The organism is Thalassospira sp. CH_XMU1420-2 (assembly GCF_037029325.1).
Classification (GTDB): Bacteria; Pseudomonadota; Alphaproteobacteria; order Rhodospirillales; family Thalassospiraceae; genus Thalassospira; species Thalassospira povalilytica.
The window spans coordinates 14,724-34,522 of sequence record NZ_JAYMEG010000009.1; the positions used below are offsets into that span (position 1 = coordinate 14,724).

At 54.7% G+C, this 19,799-nt stretch carries 22 protein-coding genes; 11 read left to right on the forward strand and 11 right to left on the reverse strand.

Features of this window, described 5'->3' with window-relative positions; translation table 11 throughout:
- Nucleotides 1-8: 8 nt before the first annotated feature.
- The 5 genes from WA429_RS20110 to pcaD form a co-directional block, all read right to left on the reverse strand.
- A complete protein-coding gene (locus WA429_RS20110; RefSeq protein WP_068517367.1) occupies nucleotides 9-863 on the reverse strand; it encodes a CoA transferase subunit A in 855 nt (284 codons plus the stop codon).
- 142 nt (nucleotides 864-1,005) lie between these two features.
- Nucleotides 1,006-1,593, reverse strand: coding sequence for a protocatechuate 3,4-dioxygenase subunit alpha (pcaG, locus tag WA429_RS20115; protein ID WP_068517366.1), 588 nt, complete (start codon nucleotides 1,591-1,593; stop codon nucleotides 1,006-1,008).
- A gap of 3 nt (nucleotides 1,594-1,596) precedes the next feature.
- Entirely contained in the window at nucleotides 1,597-2,298 is a 702-nt protein-coding gene (gene pcaH / locus WA429_RS20120) for a protocatechuate 3,4-dioxygenase subunit beta (RefSeq protein ID WP_068517365.1), read from the reverse strand.
- 5 nt (nucleotides 2,299-2,303) lie between these two features.
- Nucleotides 2,304-2,696 (reverse strand): 4-carboxymuconolactone decarboxylase, encoded by a 393-nt coding sequence (gene pcaC, locus WA429_RS20125; RefSeq protein WP_101246371.1) that lies wholly within the window; start codon nucleotides 2,694-2,696, stop codon nucleotides 2,304-2,306.
- Complete coding sequence (gene pcaD, locus WA429_RS20130; RefSeq protein WP_287464866.1) at nucleotides 2,689-3,489, reverse strand: 3-oxoadipate enol-lactonase; 801 nt, start codon at nucleotides 3,487-3,489, stop codon at nucleotides 2,689-2,691. Before pcaD ends, pcaC begins: the two co-directional genes overlap by 8 nt.
- Before the next feature lie 143 nt (nucleotides 3,490-3,632).
- On the opposite strand from pcaD, the gene pcaQ reads away from it, so the two are divergent.
- The 5 genes from pcaQ to WA429_RS20155 all read left to right on the forward strand — a co-directional run bounded on the left by pcaQ (nucleotide 3,633) and on the right by WA429_RS20155 (nucleotide 8,954).
- Nucleotides 3,633-4,574: a pca operon transcription factor PcaQ gene (pcaQ, locus tag WA429_RS20135; RefSeq protein WP_068517362.1), complete on the forward strand. Its 942-nt coding sequence runs from the start codon at nucleotides 3,633-3,635 to the stop codon at nucleotides 4,572-4,574.
- Between the two features lie 227 nt (nucleotides 4,575-4,801).
- Nucleotides 4,802-5,833, forward strand: coding sequence for a TRAP transporter substrate-binding protein (locus WA429_RS20140; RefSeq protein ID WP_068517361.1), 1,032 nt, complete (start codon nucleotides 4,802-4,804; stop codon nucleotides 5,831-5,833).
- A 96-nt stretch (nucleotides 5,834-5,929) separates the two neighbouring features.
- On the forward strand, nucleotides 5,930-6,427 hold the full coding sequence (locus WA429_RS20145) for a TRAP transporter small permease (protein ID WP_206927722.1): 498 nt from the start codon (nucleotides 5,930-5,932) through the stop codon (nucleotides 6,425-6,427).
- Nucleotides 6,420-7,811 carry a TRAP transporter large permease gene (locus WA429_RS20150; protein ID WP_114113955.1) on the forward strand — a complete coding sequence of 464 codons (1,392 nt, stop codon included), beginning with the start codon at nucleotides 6,420-6,422 and terminating at the stop codon, nucleotides 7,809-7,811. The genes WA429_RS20145 and WA429_RS20150 overlap by 8 nt, the downstream gene beginning before the upstream one ends.
- A 159-nt stretch (nucleotides 7,812-7,970) precedes the next feature.
- Entirely contained in the window at nucleotides 7,971-8,954 is a 984-nt protein-coding gene (locus WA429_RS20155; RefSeq protein WP_287464863.1) for a helix-turn-helix domain-containing protein, read from the forward strand.
- Between the two features lie 54 nt (nucleotides 8,955-9,008).
- Here WA429_RS20155 and WA429_RS20160 read toward each other — a convergent pair whose 3' ends face one another.
- The 3 genes from WA429_RS20160 to WA429_RS20170 all read right to left on the reverse strand — a co-directional run bounded on the left by WA429_RS20160 (nucleotide 9,009) and on the right by WA429_RS20170 (nucleotide 11,778).
- Nucleotides 9,009-9,827, reverse strand: coding sequence for an ABC transporter permease (locus tag WA429_RS20160; protein WP_220153978.1), 819 nt, complete (start codon nucleotides 9,825-9,827; stop codon nucleotides 9,009-9,011).
- Entirely contained in the window at nucleotides 9,817-10,590 is a 774-nt protein-coding gene (locus tag WA429_RS20165) for an ABC transporter ATP-binding protein (protein WP_287464861.1), read from the reverse strand. Before WA429_RS20165 ends, WA429_RS20160 begins: the two co-directional genes overlap by 11 nt.
- Nucleotides 10,591-10,701: 111 nt before the next feature.
- Entirely contained in the window at nucleotides 10,702-11,778 is a 1,077-nt protein-coding gene (locus WA429_RS20170; protein WP_082817687.1) for an ABC transporter substrate-binding protein, read from the reverse strand.
- Between the two features lie 431 nt (nucleotides 11,779-12,209).
- On the opposite strand from WA429_RS20170, the gene WA429_RS20175 reads away from it, so the two are divergent.
- Both WA429_RS20175 and WA429_RS20180 read left to right on the forward strand, forming a co-directional pair.
- Nucleotides 12,210-13,409 carry a TIGR03862 family flavoprotein gene (locus tag WA429_RS20175; protein WP_287464858.1) on the forward strand — a complete coding sequence of 400 codons (1,200 nt, stop codon included), beginning with the start codon at nucleotides 12,210-12,212 and terminating at the stop codon, nucleotides 13,407-13,409.
- An 84-nt stretch (nucleotides 13,410-13,493) separates the two neighbouring features.
- A complete protein-coding gene (locus WA429_RS20180; RefSeq protein ID WP_287464857.1) occupies nucleotides 13,494-14,411 on the forward strand; it encodes a hypothetical protein in 918 nt (305 codons plus the stop codon).
- Nucleotides 14,412-14,465: 54 nt separating this feature from the next.
- On the opposite strand, the gene WA429_RS20185 is transcribed toward WA429_RS20180, so the two are convergent.
- Nucleotides 14,466-14,843 carry a helix-turn-helix transcriptional regulator gene (locus WA429_RS20185; RefSeq protein ID WP_287464856.1) on the reverse strand — a complete coding sequence of 126 codons (378 nt, stop codon included), beginning with the start codon at nucleotides 14,841-14,843 and terminating at the stop codon, nucleotides 14,466-14,468.
- A gap of 10 nt (nucleotides 14,844-14,853) precedes the next feature.
- Complete coding sequence (locus WA429_RS20190; RefSeq protein WP_286887881.1) at nucleotides 14,854-15,111, reverse strand: type II toxin-antitoxin system RelE family toxin; 258 nt, start codon at nucleotides 15,109-15,111, stop codon at nucleotides 14,854-14,856.
- A gap of 546 nt (nucleotides 15,112-15,657) precedes the next feature.
- Between WA429_RS20190 and WA429_RS20195 the strand changes: the two genes are divergently transcribed.
- The 3 genes from WA429_RS20195 to WA429_RS20205 are packed head-to-tail and all read left to right on the forward strand — an operon-like array spanning nucleotide 15,658 to nucleotide 18,363.
- Nucleotides 15,658-17,049: an MFS transporter gene (locus WA429_RS20195; RefSeq protein WP_287464855.1), complete on the forward strand. Its 1,392-nt coding sequence runs from the start codon at nucleotides 15,658-15,660 to the stop codon at nucleotides 17,047-17,049.
- Between the two features lie 16 nt (nucleotides 17,050-17,065).
- A complete protein-coding gene (locus tag WA429_RS20200) occupies nucleotides 17,066-17,533 on the forward strand; it encodes a MarR family winged helix-turn-helix transcriptional regulator (RefSeq protein ID WP_068517351.1) in 468 nt (155 codons plus the stop codon).
- 47 nt (nucleotides 17,534-17,580) lie between these two features.
- Nucleotides 17,581-18,363, forward strand: coding sequence for a siderophore-interacting protein (locus tag WA429_RS20205; protein ID WP_287464852.1), 783 nt, complete (start codon nucleotides 17,581-17,583; stop codon nucleotides 18,361-18,363).
- A gap of 83 nt (nucleotides 18,364-18,446) precedes the next feature.
- Here WA429_RS20205 and WA429_RS20210 read toward each other — a convergent pair whose 3' ends face one another.
- Nucleotides 18,447-18,665: a DUF3126 family protein gene (locus WA429_RS20210; RefSeq protein ID WP_068517348.1), complete on the reverse strand. Its 219-nt coding sequence runs from the start codon at nucleotides 18,663-18,665 to the stop codon at nucleotides 18,447-18,449.
- 274 nt (nucleotides 18,666-18,939) lie between these two features.
- Here WA429_RS20210 and WA429_RS20215 point away from each other — a divergent pair, with 274 nt between their 5' ends.
- Entirely contained in the window at nucleotides 18,940-19,704 is a 765-nt protein-coding gene (locus WA429_RS20215) for a glutathione S-transferase (protein WP_287464851.1), read from the forward strand.
- Nucleotides 19,705-19,799 lie beyond the last annotated feature (95 nt).

Below are 19,799 nucleotides of genomic sequence, written 5' to 3' on the forward strand. Positions count from 1 at the left end.
TTCTCCGCTTAGCCTTTGTTTGCTTCACGCTTGGCCGCGAAATCTTCGGGACCGCCATTCATGACATGTTCTTCGATCCAGGCCAGGAAGGCCTCCCGATCGCGGGCAATCGGATCCCATGCCTTGTAAAACGCGTTGTCGCGCTTGTAGTACCCCTGTGCATAGGACGGATGCGCCCCACCCGGGATTTCAACAATCGCGGTAACCGCCCAGTTCGGCAGCATCACAGCGTTTGACGAGATATCGCCAAAATCATCAACGATCTCTTCGACCGTCACGATGGATTTCTTGGCGGCCAGAACGGCTTCTTTCTGAACACCGACGATGCCTTCAAACAGGACATCGCCCTTTTTGTTGGCTTTCTGGGCGTGAACAACCGTCACATCCGGGCGGATCGACGGAACCGCAGCCAGGCTTTCGCCAGTGAACGGACATTTGATGAACTTGATGTTCGGGTTTACGCGCGGCAGTTCCGCACCACGATATCCCTTGAACACCGCACAGGGCAGACCGGCCGCACCGGCGTCATAGGCATTGGCCATTGCTGCGTGGGAATGTTCTTCGATTTCAAGCTTGTGCGGCCAGCTTTCCTGGACCGCTTCGCGCAGACGATGCAGCGAACCAACACCCGGGTTACCGCCCCAGGAAAAGATCAGTTTTTTAGCACATCCGGCACCGATCAGCTGATCATAGATCATATCGGGCGTCATGCGGATCAGGGTCAGATCCTTGATCCCCTGACGGATGATTTCGTGCCCGGCAGCATGCGGGATAAGATGGGTGAAGCCTTCCATCGAAATGGTGTCGCCATCCTTAACGCAGGACGCGACAGCCTCTTTAAGCGACATGAAACGTGCAACCACGGTAAAACTCCTGTGGTGTCAAACCAAAACAGAACAAAACAAATTCGGGGCAACTGCCCCGCATCATGCGGGAAATCGGATCGATGGCTGCGACCGCCGGCTTTCCCCAAAGCAGCGGACGCAGCCATCGGACCAGATCGGCCTACACGTCGAAGAACACGGTTTCCGCGTCCCCCTGCATGTGGATGTCGATCCGGTATTCGATCCCGCTTGGGGTTTCGACACGCTTGGCGATCAAGGTGTCGCGACGATCTGCCGGAACCGATTGCAGGACGGTGTCCGTGGCATTCAGTTCAGCTTCGTCGTCGAAGTAAAAACGGGTAAAGGCGTGAACAAGCATGCCGCGCATAAACACGATCACATTGACAAACGGGGCCTGGGCATCGGCAACGACGCCCGGCTTGACCGTATCAAACCAGAAACGGTTTTTGGCATCCGTGCCCGTGCCGCACCGGCCAAGACCACGGAAACCGGCATCAGCAACATCGACCGGCTTTTCGCTGTAAACGCCATCGGCATCGGCCTGCCAGATTTCGATCATCGCGTCATTGACCGGGTTGCCTTCGGCATCAAACACAGTGCCGGTGATGCGGATATGTTCACCCTTGGCATCCGGGCCGGCAACAACCGGGTCGGCGATATCGGTAAAATCATAGCCATACTGACCTGCTGTCAGGCCATAGGCGAAATACGGACCAACCGTCTGTGAAGGGGTTTCACCATATGCCATGACTTAATTCTCCATCGGGGTGCCGTTGCGTCCGCGCAGGACAATGTCAAACTGATAACCCAGCGCAAAGCTTTCCTCGGTCTTGTCGATCGAGAATTTGGCAATCAGACGTTCGCGTGCGACCGGGTCTTCGGTGCCCAGGAAAATAGGATCAAGTTCAAGCAGCGGATCACCCGGGAAATACATCTGGGTCACCAGACGGGTGGCAAAGCCCGGACCAAACAGCGACAGGTGAATATGGTTCGGACGCCAGGCATTGAAATGGTTGCCCCAAGGATAGGCGCCCGGCTTGATGGTATAGAATTTGTAATTTCCGTTTTCATCGGTCATGCAGCGTCCCGAACCGCGGAAGTTCGGATCAAGCGGCGCTTCGTGCTGATCAACCTTGTGCACGTAACGGCCTGCCGCGTTCGCCTGCCAGATTTCGACAAGAATGTTCGGCTGCGGGCGCCCATCGGTATCCATGACACGGCCATGCACCACAATGCGTTCGCCAAGCGGTTCGCCGTTGGTGATCCCGTTTTTGGTCAGGTCGAAATCAAGTGCACGCACACTGGCCGGGGCAAAACGCGGTCCGGTGCCTTCGGTCAGGCCGGACTTGATCGCCAGCGGCGGGCGCGACGGGCCACGCAGAATGGTGGATTTGTAGCCCGGAGCAATGAACGGGGCGTGGGATCCCCAGTCACGCGGTTTGAAAACGGACATTTAACTTACTCTCCCTTGGATGCCGCGTCGATCTCGGCATAGGCTTGTTTGGCGATGCGGAATGCCGTGTTGGCGGCGGGAACGCCGGCATAGACCGCAACATGCATCAGGGTTTCACGGATATCATCGCGTGTCGCCCCGGTATTCAGGGTCGCCCGGATATGCATGGCGAGTTCTTCTTCGTGACCAAGCCCCGCAAGAAGGGCGATGGTAACGATGGACCGTTCGCGTTTGGTGAATGTGTCGCTGGTCCAGACACCATTCCAGACATTTTCAGTGATATAGCGCTGAAAACCTTCATCAATTTCGGTGATGTTTTTTGACGCACGATCCACATGCGCATCGCCCAGAACGGAACGGCGGGTTTTCATGCCAATGTCATACCGGCTCTCAGACAAGGTTCTTCTCCTTGGTAAATCGGTCGATCAACCGGGTCAGCAAATCCGGGGTTTCGATGCAGGGCAAATGCCCGACCCCGTCAATCAATTCAAATTCGGCATTCGGGATCATGGTCGCCATTTCGCGCACCACATCGGGCGGTGTTGCCAGATCATCCGATCCACAGATACATAAGGTCGGAACCGCAATCTTGCCCGCCGCTTCGCGCAGATCACCGTCGCGCAGCGCCACACAGGTGCCGATATAGCCGGCCTCTGTCGTGCGCACGAGCATGTCGCGATACATCGCGGTTTCAAGCGGACGGTCCTTGCGGAACGTCGGCGACAACCAGCGTTCGATGATCGCATCGCCCAGAACATCAATCCCGTCGGCCTTGATGGCTTCGATCCGGGTATTCCAGCCGTTATAATCACCAAGCTTGGGGGCGGTATCACAAAGGATCAGGCCGCGAACGCGTTCGGGCTGCAATTGCGTGACTTTCTGGGCAATCAGACCACCGACCGACAGACCGCAAATGATCACCTTGCCAAGGCCAAGATGATCAAGCAGCCCGATCAGGTCATTGGCATGCAACGCAATGTCATATGGCGCATCACCGATGCCTGACAATCCATGACCGCGCTTGTCATAGGTCACAATGTTGAAGCGCTCAGACAATGCCGCAACAACATCATCCCAGATGCGCAGATCGGTACCAAGCGAGTTCGAAAACACCAGCACAGGCGCGTCTTTCGGCCCGGACTGGCTGTAATGGATATGTGTCCCGTTGATCGGGGCGACTTGTAGACTCATGTCGTTTCCACCCTGCTTATTTGCGCACAATTTCGCAGATGGTTTTGGTTATGTAAAATGAGGAATTGCGTATTTTGCATAACTATATAATTATGCATTGTGTTCTGATTACTTTATTCTACAACGACGCGACGTAGGCACACATGCTTGATCAACGCATTAAATTCCGTCATCTGACCTGTTTTCTGGAAGTCGCGCGTCAGCGCAGCGTTGTCAAGGCCGCCGACACCCTGTCCATCACCCAGCCCGCCGTTTCCAAAACCATCCGCGAACTTGAAGAACATCTTGATGCGCGGCTGTTTGACCGGTCCAAACGCGGCGTGACCCTGACCGATTTCGGCAAGGTTTTCCTGCGATATGCCGGGGCCAGCGTCACCGCCCTTCGCCAGGGTGTCGACAGCATCAGCCAGGTTCGCATGCAGGGCGGTCTTTCGATCAATCTTGGTGTATTGCCGACCGTCGCCGCCAGCGTCATGCCCAATGCCATCCGCCGGTTCAAATCCCTTAGTCCCGACACAACGGTCAAGGTGGTTGCCGGTCCGAACGTGATGCTGATGGGGCAATTGCGCGTTGGTGAGCTTGATCTTGTGGTCGGGCGGCTGGCCGAACCCGATCAAATGTCGGGCCTGTCATTCATACATTTATATTCGGAACATATTTCGCTGGTGGCGCGTCCGGGGCATCCGTTGCTGACCGATGAAAATCCCGACATTACGCGTATCCGCGAATTCACCGTTCTGGTACCGCCCAAACATGCGATCATTCATCCGACGGTCGACAAAATGCTGATTGCCCATGGCATCGGCGCCCTTCCCGACCGGATCGAAACGGTTTCAACATCATTCGGACGCGCCTTTACGCGCGAAACCGATGCGATCTGGATCATCTCGAACGGGGCTGTTGCATCTGACATCGCCGAGGGCCATCTTGTTGAATTACCGATAGATACCAGTGACACTTTTGGACCCGTCGGGTTGACGACCCGGATTGACTCGCCGATTTCACCGCCTGTCGAGATGCTGATCAATGCTGTGCGCGAAGAAGCGGCACTGCATCACGCAACCCATTCAGGCCTTAATACATAATCGTTTGGTTATGCAAATGTGCGGACATATCATTATACATAACCATCACGTGCCCATTAGATTGGTTCCAATTCGGTATGGCAGAATTGCACCAAACGCAGGCCATTCCAAAAATAATAATAAAAACAACAACCAAGTATCTTGGAAAACTTCGCACGCTAGATGCGCATCATGGCTGAAACGTTTGTCGGCGTCATGACCGCGACAAGACGTTCAAAGGAGGAAGAATGAAACACATCACCAAATTGCTTGCGGGTGCAGCTGTTGCGACCATGGTGTCGTTCGGCGCACACGCACAGGAAGTCACGCTTACGATCCACCATTTCCTGGGTCCGAAGGCACCGGCACAGTCCAAAATGATTGAGCCGTGGGCAAAGAAAATCGAAGAAGAATCAAACGGCCGTATCAAGTTTGAAATCTTCCCGTCCATGTCGCTTGGCGGCAACCCGCCGGAATTGTACCGTCAGGTTCGTGACGGCGTTGCAGACATCGTCTGGACCCTTCCGGGTTACACCCCGGGCGTATTCCCGCGCATCGAAGTTTTCGAACTGCCGGGCGTGCATCTTGGTGACGCGCGCGCAACCAACCTTGCGATGTGGGATCTTAAGGACGAATTCGCCGAAGACCTTAAAGACATCCACCCGCTGGCGGTTCACGTCCATGCCGGTCAGGCCATCCATCTGACGGAAAAGGAAGTCCGCACGGTTGATGACGTCAAAGGTCTGAAACTGCGTACCCCGACCCGTACCGGTTCCTGGGTTATTGAATCCTGGGGCGCAGAGCCGGTTGGCATGCCGGTCCCGGCCCTGCCGCAGGCACTGTCGCTTGGCGTGGTCGATGGCGGTCTGGTTCCGTTCGAAGTTGTTCCGCCGCTGAAACTGGCTGAACTGATTTCCTATTCTGTTGAAGGCGAAGGCGTGAATTCGCGCTTTGGCACCTCGACCTTCCTGTTTGCAATGAACAAGGATCGTTACGAAAGCCTTCCGGATGATCTCAAGGAAATCATCGATCGCAACTCCGGCCGCGACTTCGCAGCCGAAATTGGCGATGTCTTCAACAATGTTGAAGAAGTCGGCAAGAAAATGATCAACGAAGGCAAGGGTCAGGTTGTCAAACTGACTGCCGCTGAAAAAGCGACCTTCGATGATGCCGCTGCCTCGGTCGTTGATCGCTGGATCGAAGAATCCAAATCCAACGGCATCGACGGCGCGAAACTCGTCGAAGACGCAAAAGCAGCCGTTCTGGCCCATACCAAGTAACGATATCAAGTTACTGGAAAATCTTGTGGGGTCACGTATCATACCGATGCGTGACCCTGTTTTTCCCGCTAGATTGCCCTCTAGATTGTAAGACATATGAAAAACGTGCTCTACAAGGCTGCATCATGGTTCGCCGTTATCGGTGGCCTGCTTGCCCTGCTGATTGCCGTTGTAACGATTGTCAACGTTACCGCCTTTGGTCTGGACAAGATCGCCCGGCTGTTTGACGCCAACTTTCCGGCCATTATCGGCTATGAAGATTTCGTCAGCATGATTGTCAGCTCGGCTGCCCTGATGTTCTTCCCCTACTGCCAGGCACATCGCGGTCACGTTGCCGTTGATGTGTTCATCAAAATGTTCCCGGACGGGTTTGCCCGCGCAATTGACGTGGTTTCAAGCATTCTCATGACCGGACTGGCGCTGTTCCTTGGTTATATGATGGTCAATGGCCTGATCGAGGTTCGTGGCGACAATACCCTTTCGGCAATTCTCGGCTGGACCATCTGGCCGTTCTATGTCCCGGGCATCATTTCGATGTTCCTGTGGGCGGCCATTGCCGGAAGTCAGATTTTCGAAAGAGAGGCCGATGTCTGAGCGCGAATTGATCGGCCTTGGTGGCCTTGCTGTTCTCTTTTTCGTTCTGGCTTTGCGTGTTCCCGTCGGGCTTGCCATGGTTGGCGTTGGCATTGGCGGCAACTATGTGCTGAGCCTGTTTTTCCCGTTCCTGCGTTTCGACCCCTATCTTCAGCAGTTCAAATCGCTGCTGTACGGGATTGTGTCGAACTATGAATTGTCGGTCGTTCCGCTGTTTGTTCTGATGGGATATCTGGCAAGTCAGGCCAACCTGTCACGCGACCTGTTCCAGGGGGTGAACGCCATTCTGGGCCGGTTCCGTGGTGGTGTTGCCATGGCAGCCATCGGGGCCTGTGCCGGTTTTGGTGCGGTATGCGGATCATCGCTTGCCACCGCATCGACCATGGGCAAGGTTGCCCTTCCGGAACTTGATCGTCTGAAATATTCGCCGCGTCTGGCAACCGGCACGCTGGCAGCTGGCGGAACGCTTGGCATTCTGATCCCGCCATCGGTCGCATTGGTGATTTATGCCGTCACGGTCGAAGCATCGATCATTCAGATGTTCCAGGCCGCGATCATTCCGGGCTTGATTGCCGTTGTGTTCTTTATGGCCGTGATCGCCATTCAGGTCCGCCTGAACCCGTCACTGGCCCCGAAACCCGAACCGATGCCGCCCGCCGAACGCAAGGAAGCGTTGCTGCGTCTGATCCCGGTGATGGTGATTTTCGGATCAATCATTCTGGGTCTTGGTGCCGGTCTGTTCACGCCGACCCCGGCCGCCGGTGTGGGTGTGTTCGCAATCCTTGTTTACGGCGCCTATATGCGCTGGAAAGGCAAAGGCGGCCTGTCATGGGAAGGCCTGCGTCAATCACTTAAGGATACGGCGATTACGTCTTCGATGATTTTCTTCATCCTGCTGGGTGCGGAAATCCTCAAGGGCTTTTTCAGCCGTGCCAACCTTCCGGCCTATATGGCAGAAGCAGCCGCAACCAGTGGCCTTGACCCGTGGCTGATCATGGTTCTGATGCTGATGGCGCTGATCTTGCTTGGCTGCTTCATGGAAAGTCTTTCCATGATTGTGGTTGTGATCCCGTTCTTCTGGCCTGCCCTTGTTGATATCAATGGTGGTGACTGGGCAACGGCGGCGACCGCGGCCTATGGCATGGGGACCGAGGACCTTAAAATCTGGTTCGGTATCCTTGCACTCATTGTCGTGGAGCTGGGGTTGATAACCCCGCCGGTCGGACTGAACGTCTTTATCATCAACGCACTGGCCAAGGGTGTCCCCATGAGCCAGACCTTCCGCGGGGTGATGCCGTTCTTCGGGGCCGAGATCATTCGTATTCTGCTTTTGATCTTTGTGCCGGTCCTGACATTGTTCGTCCCCTCGATGCTGGGCGGATAGCCGAAACATTGCTGATCATAAAAGCCCGCCATTCCCCTGTGGCGGGCTTTTCTTTTGGGTATTTTTGGTCCCTTTTGGTCCTGTCTGAAACCGGATAGACTTCATTCAAACCCGACCACCATCGTCTGGAACTCCATCAGGAACCCCATCAGGATCCCCATGCGCAACAGCATCCCGATTTACAAACTGTATGGCGAACGCGACGCCCATCGCGCACAATCGCCAATCGACGCGTTTGACCGGGATGTGTCCGATGGTTTCGCCGATGATTTTCCCGATGGCGTGGAAACCAGCGAACAGCAACCGATCACCGAACCGGAATTCTTTCATCTTGAAAGCATCCCGGAACGGTCACGTCTGCATGATTTGCATATCAAGCCGCACCGTCACACCAACCTGTTTCAGTTGCTTTACATCACCCGGGGCACAGCCGAAATCAGCTTTGATGACCAGAACCTGACCATGCAGGCCGGGCAGCTGATTACCGTCCCGCCGGGCACGGTGCATGGTTTCAAATTCAGTGATGATATTGATGGCTGGGTCATTTCCCTGACCGATCATCATCTTCAGGAAATTCTGGCCCCGGCCCCCAAACTGCTCGCCCGGCTTGATCAGGCGATCTGTGTTGATACCAATCTTGACCCCGATCAGAACCAGCCATCCGGGCCGGTTGATTTCCTGATTTCACAGTTGGCGCGCGAATATTACAGCCACAATACCGGGCGTCTGTTTGCGCTTCGTCATATTCTGGGATTGCTGTTGCTTGATGTCGGGCGGATCGCGCCACAAGGTGATCCGGCCCATCTGTCGCGTCAGGAACAGAAAACCGCGAAATTTCGCAAATTCCAGATGCTGGTCGAACGGTTTTACAAACATCACAAACCGCTTGAATTCTATGCCCGCGAAATCGGCGTCACCACCACCCAGCTCAACCGCATTGCCAAGGATATCTATGGCATGACCGCAAGCGAGGTGTTGCAAAACCGCCTGATGCTGGAGGCCAAGCGCACCCTGATCTATACCGACATCGCGGTTCAACAAATCGCCGGTGAACTCGGCTTTCGCGATGCCGGATATTTTTCGCGTTTCTTTGCCAAAAAGGCCGGCATGCCGCCGGCCAGGTTCCGGGCCGATCACAGATAAAAAAAGCCGGACAATCGTTACAATTGTCCGGCTTTTCTGTGTTTTGTGAAGGACCTAGCGCCAGCCAAGCAACCAGCGATCCAGCCGCCCCAGCAGCCAGGATACGCACAATCCCAGCAGCGACAAAACCACCACACCGGCAATCAGCTGATCGGTTTGGTACAGGTTGCCTGCCGCAAGAATAAGTGCACCAATCCCGTATTGTGCCCCAATCATCTCGGCTGCGATCAGAAGGATAATCGCGATCGAGGAGGAAATACGAAACCCCGACAGGATGGTTGGCAATGCACCGGGCAGGATGATCTTGCGGATCACCGACCACATCGGCATGTCAAAGCTTTGCCCCATGCGGATCAGATTTCGCTGGACGTTATCGACCCCGCCAAAGGTGTTGATCACGGTCGGGAAAAACACGCCAAAGGCAATGGTGGCAAATTTTGACGGCTCGCCAATGCCAAACCAGATGATAAACAGCGGCAAAAGCGCGATTTTCGGGATCGGGAACAGGGCGGATACCAATGCCACACCGGGCGAACGCGCCCAGGTAAACATGCCGACCAGGAAGCCGACGATCAGGCCCGCAACCGTCCCCATCACCCAGCCGCCAACAAGGCGCTGAAGCGATGCCGCCAGATGGCGCCAAAGATCACCCGACACAATCAATTGCCAAAGTGCCTGGGCCACCGCGACCGGGCTTGGCATTGCCAGTTCGGAAATAAACCCGGTGCTTGATCCCAATTGCCAAAGGGCAATCACCACCACAAAGCTTGCCCATGCGGCAACCGGGTTGGCCTTGGGATTAAAGCCGGTGGCGCGAAAACGGACCTTGTTATCAGCGCCATCAGAAGTGCTGTTTGCGACCTCACGCGACATTTTCAAGCTCCTTGTCCGCGGCAATCGCCTCATCCCGGATCAGGTTCCAAAGCGCCTGTTCATGGGCAACCAGTTCGGCCATGCCCTCAGTGCGATCACTGATCGGGATATCTATGCTGTGGATTTCCTTGATCGTGCCCGGACGGCGGCGCAGTGCCACCACCCGATGGGCCAGACGCACCGCCTCGTTCAGGTTGTGGGTAACATAGACCGCAGTCATGCCGGTGCGCGCAAACAGATCAGAAAATTCATCAAGCAACAGAATGCGGGTCTGCGCATCAAGGGCCGATAACGGCTCATCCATCAACAGCACCGCCGGGCGCACCGCAAGGGCACGGGCAATACCCACGCGTTGCTTCATGCCACCAGACAGCTGTTTGGGATAGGCATCGCGGAAATCCGACAGATTGGTTTGCGCCAGAACTTCTTCGATCCGGGCATCCCGTTCGGCTTTGGACAATGGATGGTCTTCAAGAACCAGACTGATATTGCCCGCAACCGTGCGCCAGGGCAGCAATGCGAAATCCTGAAACACATATGTCAGCGGGTTAAGGCACCCTTCGGGTTTGGCCTGATCATCAATCAGGACGTCACCGGAACTGGGCTTGAGCATCCCGCCAATGATCGACAAAAGCGTTGATTTCCCGCAGCCCGAAGGCCCGATCAGGGCAACAACCTCGCCCGGTTCAATCGTCAGATCAATGTCGCGCAATGCTTCGACCTGATCATAGCGATGGCTGACATTTTTGATGGTAAGCCGCATGGCCAACTCTTTGGATAATTAACATTCGTGGTGGCAGTTCGGGAAAACAGGCGTCCCAAAGACAACCGGGCCGAACGCAACAGTTCCGGCCCGGTTTGAAATCACATCCGCTTACTGGCCAAGCGGCGCGATGAAGCTGGTATCGATGAAGGTATCGGGATCGGCGCTTTCGGAAACATAGCCGCGCTCCTGATACCATTTGACCTGTGCCTTGACGTCTTCGACATCAAGCTTGCCTTCCTCGGTGATGAACATCGCGCCATTGCGGATTTTCGGATAGGCCTTCTCGGCCGGGTCATCGGCATAGACATATTTGTGAACGATTTCGAGGATCTCGTTCGTGGTATCGCTTTCAATCAGCTTGCCATCCGCATCGGTCGCCAGAAGGCCCGCACGGTAATCAGCCACACCTTTCTGATAGGCGCGCACGAATTTTTCGACCACGTCACGGCGTTCTTCGACATTCTTGGTCGACGTGAAAAGACCACCAACCTGATAAGGCACATAATCCTTTACCCAGCCGATGATATGGGCCGCACCGGCATTTGCCAGCGGCTTGGCGATGTGCGGTACGATGATCATGCTGTCGACCTGCCCGCTTTTAAGCGCACCGATCATGTTGGGAACCGATTGCAGCGGCTTCAGCTCCATACTGTCGATATCAACACCGGCTTTTTCCGCGACATTGCCGATCATGTAATGGAAGCTTGACCCAACCTGCGACAGGGCAAAGCTGTGCCCGCCCAGTTTGTCAACCGACGTCAAACCGGCTTCATAGGCGGCATTGGATGCAAGAATCGCCGATCCGTCATAGCCCGGATCTTCATGAAGCTGTGCGCCAATCACCTTAAGCGCGCCTTTGCCTGCCAGGTTAAAGAACCCGCCGGTGAAGGCCGTAACGCCAAAATCGGCATCGCCCGATGCAATCGCAACGGCAACCGGCTGAGCGGCGCGGAAGAACGTGATTTCCGCATCAAGGCCCTCGTCCGCGAAATAGCCCTTTTCCTTGGCGATGAACAACGGCGAGCTTGAAACAAAGGTCAGTGCCGCAATGTTGATTTTCTCGGCCGCCTGCGCAGCCCCCTGCCCGAATGACACCGCGCCAAATGCAATGGCGCCAAGTGCGGTTGCCAGCATGGAACGACGGGTAATCGCGCCGATCCCCTTCACCAGATCGTAAGAACGCATGTTTCCTCCTGTTGGTCGTCTTTTGGTTTGTTTGCCTCTTCTGATTTTTTGTTATCCGAAATGCCGACAAATTGCCAATGTTTGGCGCAAACTGCGACAAAAAGGGTCGAATTCACCCAACAACCCGCCATTCATGAAATGATATTTCATCATCACCTGATACAGGCGAGAAATCCCTGCGACCGCATCCCCATATGCGGTTGAGAATGCTCGATACTTGCCAATCTTCCACACCCTTGCGTTTTGTGCCCGCCCGGTGGATGCCCGCCTGTGCGGGCGTGACGTGTCGGGTTAGGCCCCGCCCTTCGTGGCCCGTTCGACGGCGCGGGCCTCTTCCCCCTGGCACCACAGGACCATCAGCACAAATTGCCAATCCCCGCCAAAGAAGCTAAAACCGCCCAACAGAACCGCATCGCATCACAAGGCCGATCATGACCACAGCCAGCACACCCGTAAAACCAGCCCCGAATGGCCAAACCGCCATGGTGATCGGTGCCGGTCCGGCTGGCCTGATGGCCGCAGAACGGCTGGCCGGTGATGGTTATGCGGTAACGATCTATGAGGGCATGCCAAGTGCCGGGCGCAAATTCCTGATGGCGGGGAAATCGGGGCTTAACATCACCCATGGCGAGGATCTGGAAACCTTCCTGACCCGCTATGGCGCATCGCGCGCCCGGCTCGAACCGCATTTGCGCAAATTCGGCCCCGCTCAAATCCGCGACTGGTGCGCGGGGCTTGGTATTGAAACCTTTGTCGGCTCATCTGGCCGGGTCTTTCCGACCGCGATGAAGGCAAGCCCGCTTTTGCGTGCCTGGTTGCGGCGCCTTGATGGGTTGGGCTGCGTGATCCATTACCGCCATTACTGGACTGGCTGGAACGATGCCGGTCAGGCGGTTTTCAAAACAACTGATGGCGACGTGACGGCAGATGCCGATATCACCATCCTCGCCCTTGGTGGTGGAAGCTGGAAACGGTTGGGATCGGATGGAAAATGGATGGAAATCCTGATGAATGCCGGGATCAAATGCAACCCGTTCAAACCGGCCAATTGCGGCTTTGACATCGACTGGACGGATCATCTGATCGACAAATGTGCGGGATCCCCGGTCAAGGCCGTAACGCTGACCTGCGGCCCCCAGACCGTGCGCGGCGAGTTTGTGATTTCCAAAACCGGGATCGAAGGCAGTGCGGTTTATGCCATATCTGCAACGCTTCGTGATCAATGGCTTGAAACCGGGGTGGGAACCCTGACGCTCGACCTCTGCCCCGACCGAACACTTGATGACGTCACCACCCGCCTTGCCAAACCACGCGGCAAGAACTCGCTTGGCAATCACCTGCGCAAGACACTTGGCCTTGATACCACCAAAACAGCACTCATTTTCGAAGTCACCCCGCGCGACATTCAAAACGATCTGGCTAAACTGGCCACCGCGATCAAAAACCTCCCCCTTAAAATCAAAAAGCCCCGCCCAATCGACGAGGCCATCAGCACCGCCGGCGGTGTCGCTTGGGAAGAACTCGATGACAACTTCCAACTCATCAAACGCCCCGGCACCTATTGCCTTGGCGAGATGGTTGATTGGGAAGCCCCTACTGGGGGATATTTGTTGAGTGGTTGTCTTCTTTAGAAATTAGCCTGAATGCCAAAAATAATGTTACCTTGATCAACGTGAATTGACTGTTCGAAGCGTACCAAGAGGTAACAAAACAAAATGTCATTCGACTTCAACAAAAAGGGAAAGCAATACCAGTTCGAAGCAGTAGGCTATGAAACAAACGACTTCGAATGCCTAACTATCGTTTCACAGTCAAAACTGAACACTCTTCAGAACTTTATTTCTCGAAGCGTTAACGACTGCGACCCAAAAAAAGCGAATAGGCTCGACGGTTTCTTCGCCTGTTTAGAAAAATACAAATCTTGCCTTTACTACAGCAAGAAAATTGATGGTCACTTGAAGAACATCAAATCTATCGACGTCCCAAAAGACTCCTTCCTCAGCCTATCCGCAGTAGAAGCGTGCATAGACTTTGAATCCTTTCTGTTCCACGGCCGGTCGGCTCTCGACAAACTCTGCCTACAGATAAACAGAGAGTTTGACCAAAACTCAGATAGGTACTCTAAACTCGTGAACGTGTTGGGCAACTTTCCCAATAACGAAATAGCATCTCAGCTATCTAAGATAATTTTGGAGTCCAACAAGCATTTCAATGATCTCTTGATTGATGGTCTACCGTCTGGAAAATCACTTCGGTCCTTGCAAATGCATCGATCATCAATTGGCCAGTCAACAAAAACTAACTTTTGTATCCATCATCACCCCAAACGAGGAAAAATATTTTTTGACCACTATTTCTTAGATTTTCCGCTCATCAATACCACATGGAACCTAACAAAATGGATAGGTTACCTAATTCTGGGATCCCTCAGCTTGCTATTGGAAAACAAGCTCGACATTACCCCACACCATTGTCGCCCCAAATGGGTTCCAGACATCATCCCTATCTCCGACTACGAGACGAGCAGAAAAGGGGTCACAGTTACCGTCGCCAAACTTTCCAACAGCGGCGTGCAAATAATCAATAAAACGATAAAGGCTGAAGCTTTGGATCACTCTAAAAAATTCATATAGCTTTCGCCGGGAAAGGATTAAGCCCCATTCTTCAGTGAGTGCAGAACATCATTTTCACCCCCAAAGCTCCAAATCATCCACATCAACCTTGAACAGTGACGCAATCTTCGTTGCGAGTTTTTTGGAAAGCGGGCGCGCCGCACGCTCAACGGCACCGATATAGGTTCCGGTAACACCGACCTTCTCCCCCAATTCCTCCTGCGTCATATTATAATATTCGCGGTAAACCCTGACCGGATTTTCGCCGTCGCTCAGGCGCTTTATGACCGCAGCCGGAAAGCGTACGCCGTCATCTTTTGCGAGGGCCTGATGGTAGGCCATGAGGTCCAGCTCATCCTCGGCCGGCTGGAAGACCCTGATATATTCATCCCACGGCACGACGGCGAATTCGGGTTTGTCGTCCTTGTAAATGATCTGATGAGGCGCGTTCATCGCCGGTCTCCTAAAGCTTGTCGTAAATGTCGCCACGCGGGCCGATTTTGATCACGTCAAGAATGATGCCATCCTCGGTATAGATCACCCGATATTGCCCGACGCGCAGCCTGCTTGCCGCAACACCCTTGAGCGGTTTGATATCAAGGTCCGTACGCGACGGGTTTTCTGCAATCAGGTCGATCTTTTCCAGGATCGTTTGACGTATCTTTGCAGGAATTTTGCGCAGCGCCTTTCTGGCCTCACGGGCATAGACGACCTGCAACATATCCACTGCTCCCTCACGCAAACTTTTAATAACATTTATACAAACAAATAGAAACTAATTTTGCGAAGCCTTAGTGACAATGCACCGTCCCGGCCTTGCGATCCATGTGGCAACACTGACCGGGCGGGGAACTTTTGCGGCAGCCGCCGCCATGTTCGATCTGTTGATCAACGATTGTCGGTTCTGATCCGACTTGTACTGGTGCGGGTTGTACGCCAAGCGCAATCATTGCTGTGATAGCAAGCATCATTGCGGTTTTCATCTTCTGTCCTCCCTGTTCATTTCCTTGATGTTACGCCCCAATGGCGCGGATCGGAACTACCCGGAAGTGCAGGCCTTAAAATTTAGTTGACACAATCAACCATTTTCATGTAGTTGATATAGTCAACCAATTAAGATTACGGATGCAGAAGCTTTTCGCCCCCATTCCCCGGCTTCTGCATCCGCCCCGCACCCCTCGCGTGTCACCGAATTGCGCAGTGCTGTGCCGTCCGTTCGGGACGAGCTGTTCTGCGTTGCCACGAAGACTGAAAGTGAAATCGCCCCATGAAGATTTCGACCACCATTTACCCGGATGGATTGCCAAGCCCGCGGGCCGGATTTGCCGCAATGGCGGTGTTGCTGACCATCATGATGGCTGTGCTTGACGGTACGATCATGAATGTCGCCCTTCCGATCATTGCGCAGGATCAGGGCGTTTCGCCCGCCCATGCCATCTGGGTTGTCACCGCCTATCAGTTGGCCATCGTCGTTGCGCTGTTGCCGCTTGCCGCACTTGGCGAGGCCATCGGGTTTCGCAAGGTTTATCTGAGTGGCATTGCGATTTTCGGGATTGCATCATTCCTGTGTGCCATGGCCCCGAATATCGAGTTTCTGACTGCTGCGCGCGTGTTGCAGGGTCTTGGTGGTGCGGCATTGATGAGCATTAATGGCGCGGTCATGCGCCATATCTTCCCGCAGGCCAAGCTGGGTCGTGCCATTGGCTGGATCGCCATGACGGTTTCGGTATCGGCCGCAGGCGGCCCGACCATTGCATCGGCCATTCTGGCGGTTGCAAGCTGGCATTGGCTGTTTTTGATCAATGTGCCGATTTCGATCCTGGCGATCATTGTCGGTTATTTCACCCTGCCCTTTAACGCGCCAAGCCGCACCCGGTTTGATTTCATCAGCGCGTTTTTGAATGTGCTGACCTTTGGCGGGTTGATTTCGGCCCTTGGCAATGTCGGCACCGAAAGTGACCCGGCCCTGATTGGTGCGCAATTTGGCGTGGCGGTCATTGCCGGTGCGTTTCTGGTGCGGCGTCAATTGCCCAAGGACCGGCCGATGTTGCCGCTTGACCTTTTGAAACTGCCGGTTTTTGCCTGTTCCATCGGATCATCGATTTGCGGTTTCTGTGCGCAGATGATTGCGTTCGTTACTCTGCCATTCTATTTCCATGACGTGCTGGGTTATAGCGCGACTGTCACCGGACTTTTGATGACGCCATGGCCGCTTGCCACCGCGGTTGCCGCCCCGGTTGCCGGACGACTGGCCGATAAATATTCGCCGATCCGTCTGACCGGGCTTGGCATGATGGTGTTTGCGATCGGGCTTTATGCCATTACCTTTGTACCGGAAGGCGGAAGCTATGCCGGGATTATCGGCGCGCTTGCCCTGTGCGGGATCGGGTTCGGGCTGTTTCAGGCGCCCAATAACCGCCTGATGCTGACATCGGCACCGCGTGATCGTTCCGGCGGGGCCAGTGGCATGTTATCGACCGCGCGCCTGACCGGACAATCGGTGGGTGCGGCACTGGCCGCGATCCTGATTGGCACCGGTGGCGGGTTTGAGCTTGATACCATCATGATGGTGGCAAGTGGTGCGGCCCTGGCATCGGCCCTGATTTGCGAAGGCCGGCGCCATGCCCTTCGCACCGGCCTGATTGCCGCGAATGTGTGATAAAGCGAGAAAGATCATGATCGAACAGGATCAGGCACAAGACCAGGCATCGGATAAGGCACATGTCCCGGGTGAAACCCTGCATCGGCTTGTTCATGCCTATAAACGCAGTCTGATGAATGCGATGGTCGATGCCGATATGCCGATGCCGATTTCGCACAAACGCGTGATGAAATGGATCATCCGCATTCCGGGCATCACCGCCCAGCAAATGGCCGAAAAATCCGGTCAGGACAAAGGCCGCATCACGCGGCTTTTGAAAGAACTTGAAAATGACGGGCTGATTGAACGCCGCCCGCACCCGATCGATCGACGCAGCCAGACACTGCATTTGACAGCCGCAGGCGAGACCCGCATGGAAGCATTCCGCACGGTCGAGCAAGATGTCAGAACCCGAATGACACGCGGTCTTACCCCCCAACAAATCAGGGATTTTGTCGAAATCGCCAATCTTATGGCTGATAACCTTGATCCCTGCGGATAGGACATGGTGCAAAAAACAAAACGCACCAAAGGACTTAGGAGTTTCTCATGAACAGACCTGCCCCGCGCGATCTTGTCGTGATCGCAAAAAAGCAAGTCACCCCCAATATGCTGCGCGTTACCCTTGGCGGTGACGGCATGGCAGGCTTTCCCGAAGATCAGGAAAGCGCCTATGTCAAACTGATCTTTCCGATTGATGGCGATGACAAGGACCGGGTATTGCGCCGGACCTATACCGTGCGTCATGACCGCATGACCGATCAGGGCCGCGAGATCGATCTTGATTTCGTCATGCATGGCGATGGGTCAGATCATAATGACCATGGTGGCCCGGCATCGAACTGGGCGGTCAATTGCAAACCCGGCGATGTGATCACGGTCGGTGGTCCCGGCCCGAAAAAGCTGGTTGATCCGGATGCCGACTGGTTCCTGATTGTCGGGGATATGACGGCCCTTCCCGCGGTTTCGGTCAATCTCGAAACGCTGGGGGTCGATGCACGTGGCTATGCGGTGATCGAAGTACGCTCGGAAGCCGATATTCAGCCCCTTGCCAAGCCCGACAACATTACCATCGAATGGGTGATCAATCCGCGTCCGGGCGAAGTCAGCAACGCCCTTGTCGATGTGGTCAAAAAGCTTCCCTGGGGCGATGGACGCCCGTCGGTCTGGGCGGCATGTGAATTCACCGCAATGAAGGAACTGCGCAGCTACTTCCGAGAAGAACGCGGCCTTGGCAAGGATGATCTTTATATTTCAAGCTATTGGAAACTTGGCATGAATGAAGACAACCACAAGGTCATCAAATCCGAAGATGCCAAAACAGCGGCCTGATCGCAGCAATCCGACAGACAAAAAAAAACGCCCCGGGAAACAAGGCCCGGGGCGTTTTTATTTTCCTGCAATAACAGGACCGATCACGGTGCCGGCGGCAGGTCTTCTTCAAGAATGACCAGATTAAGCGAATAGCTGACTTCGCCTTCGTCCTCGTCACGATGCACGACGCCGACGAACTCATCGCCAATACGCATCTCGATCGGATGGCCTTTTTTCTTCGGCGCATCAATCGCGATCTGGTTATTGTCAAAGGTGCGGCGCAGATAATCGGTAACGCGCGCGATTTCGGTCGGTGTCATAGGACTTGCCCCTTGTTCTTTCCAATCGGCTTTAATCTCTCAGATCACAGGATATCGCATAGACGCCTTGGCGTCTGCCCCATTTCCTGTCTCTGTGCGTAAAACTGGTGCACTGTCCTTTCACAAACTGCCCCCGGAAATCAAGCCCGCAGCATCAAAAAACCGCGATTTGACCGATTTTCCCCGAATGATATTGCGATGACGTTGCGATGATATTACCGACGACATTGCAAATGACATTGCATTCACCCCCCGCACCGTTTAATCCGGTTATATGCCCGAAATTGATCACACCACCGACCTTATGCCGTCTGCTGACGGTCCGTCGATCCCGCCACGCGATGACGCATCGACCGGGAACGATACCGACCATGGCGCCACCGCATCACCCGAACGCCCGATCCTTTACAGTTTCCGGCGCTGCCCCTATGCGATGCGGGCACGGATGTCGCTTCTGGCAGCGGAAATTGATGTCGAACTGCGCGAAGTGGTTCTGCGCGACAAGCCGCAAAGCATGATCGATGCATCGCCCAAGGCAACGGTGCCGGTCCTGATCCTTCCTGACGGGACGGTGATTGATGAAAGCCTTGAAATCATGGTCTGGGCGCTTGCAGAAAACGATCCGCTTGACTGGCTAAACCCCGAAAGCGGCACGCTTGAAGACATGCTGGCGCTGATTGCGCAAAATGACGGGCCGTTCAAGCATCATCTTGATCGTTACAAATACCATACCCGCTACGAGGATGCCGATCCCGCCGAACATCGCCGGGATGCGGAAAAGATCCTTAATCGTCTGGACGGGCGGCTTGCGGTTGGCAAATACCTGTTCGGGTCACGCCCGGCCCTGGCCGATTTTGCCATTGCGCCGTTTATCCGCCAGTTCGCCAATACCGACCCGGATGCGTTTGATGCCATGCCGTTTGTGCATGTCCAACGCTGGCTGGATGATTTTCTGGCCTCGTCCTTTTTTGAACGGGCCATGACCAAATATGATCAATGGCACGAAGGCGACAGCCCGGTCATTTTCAGGGCCGCCTGATCAAGCGCGCCCGGACTGAAGAACACTGAAAAACACCGGGAAATACCGGAAAATTTCGGGCAAAGGCAAACAGATCACCGATGACCCAAGGGTGG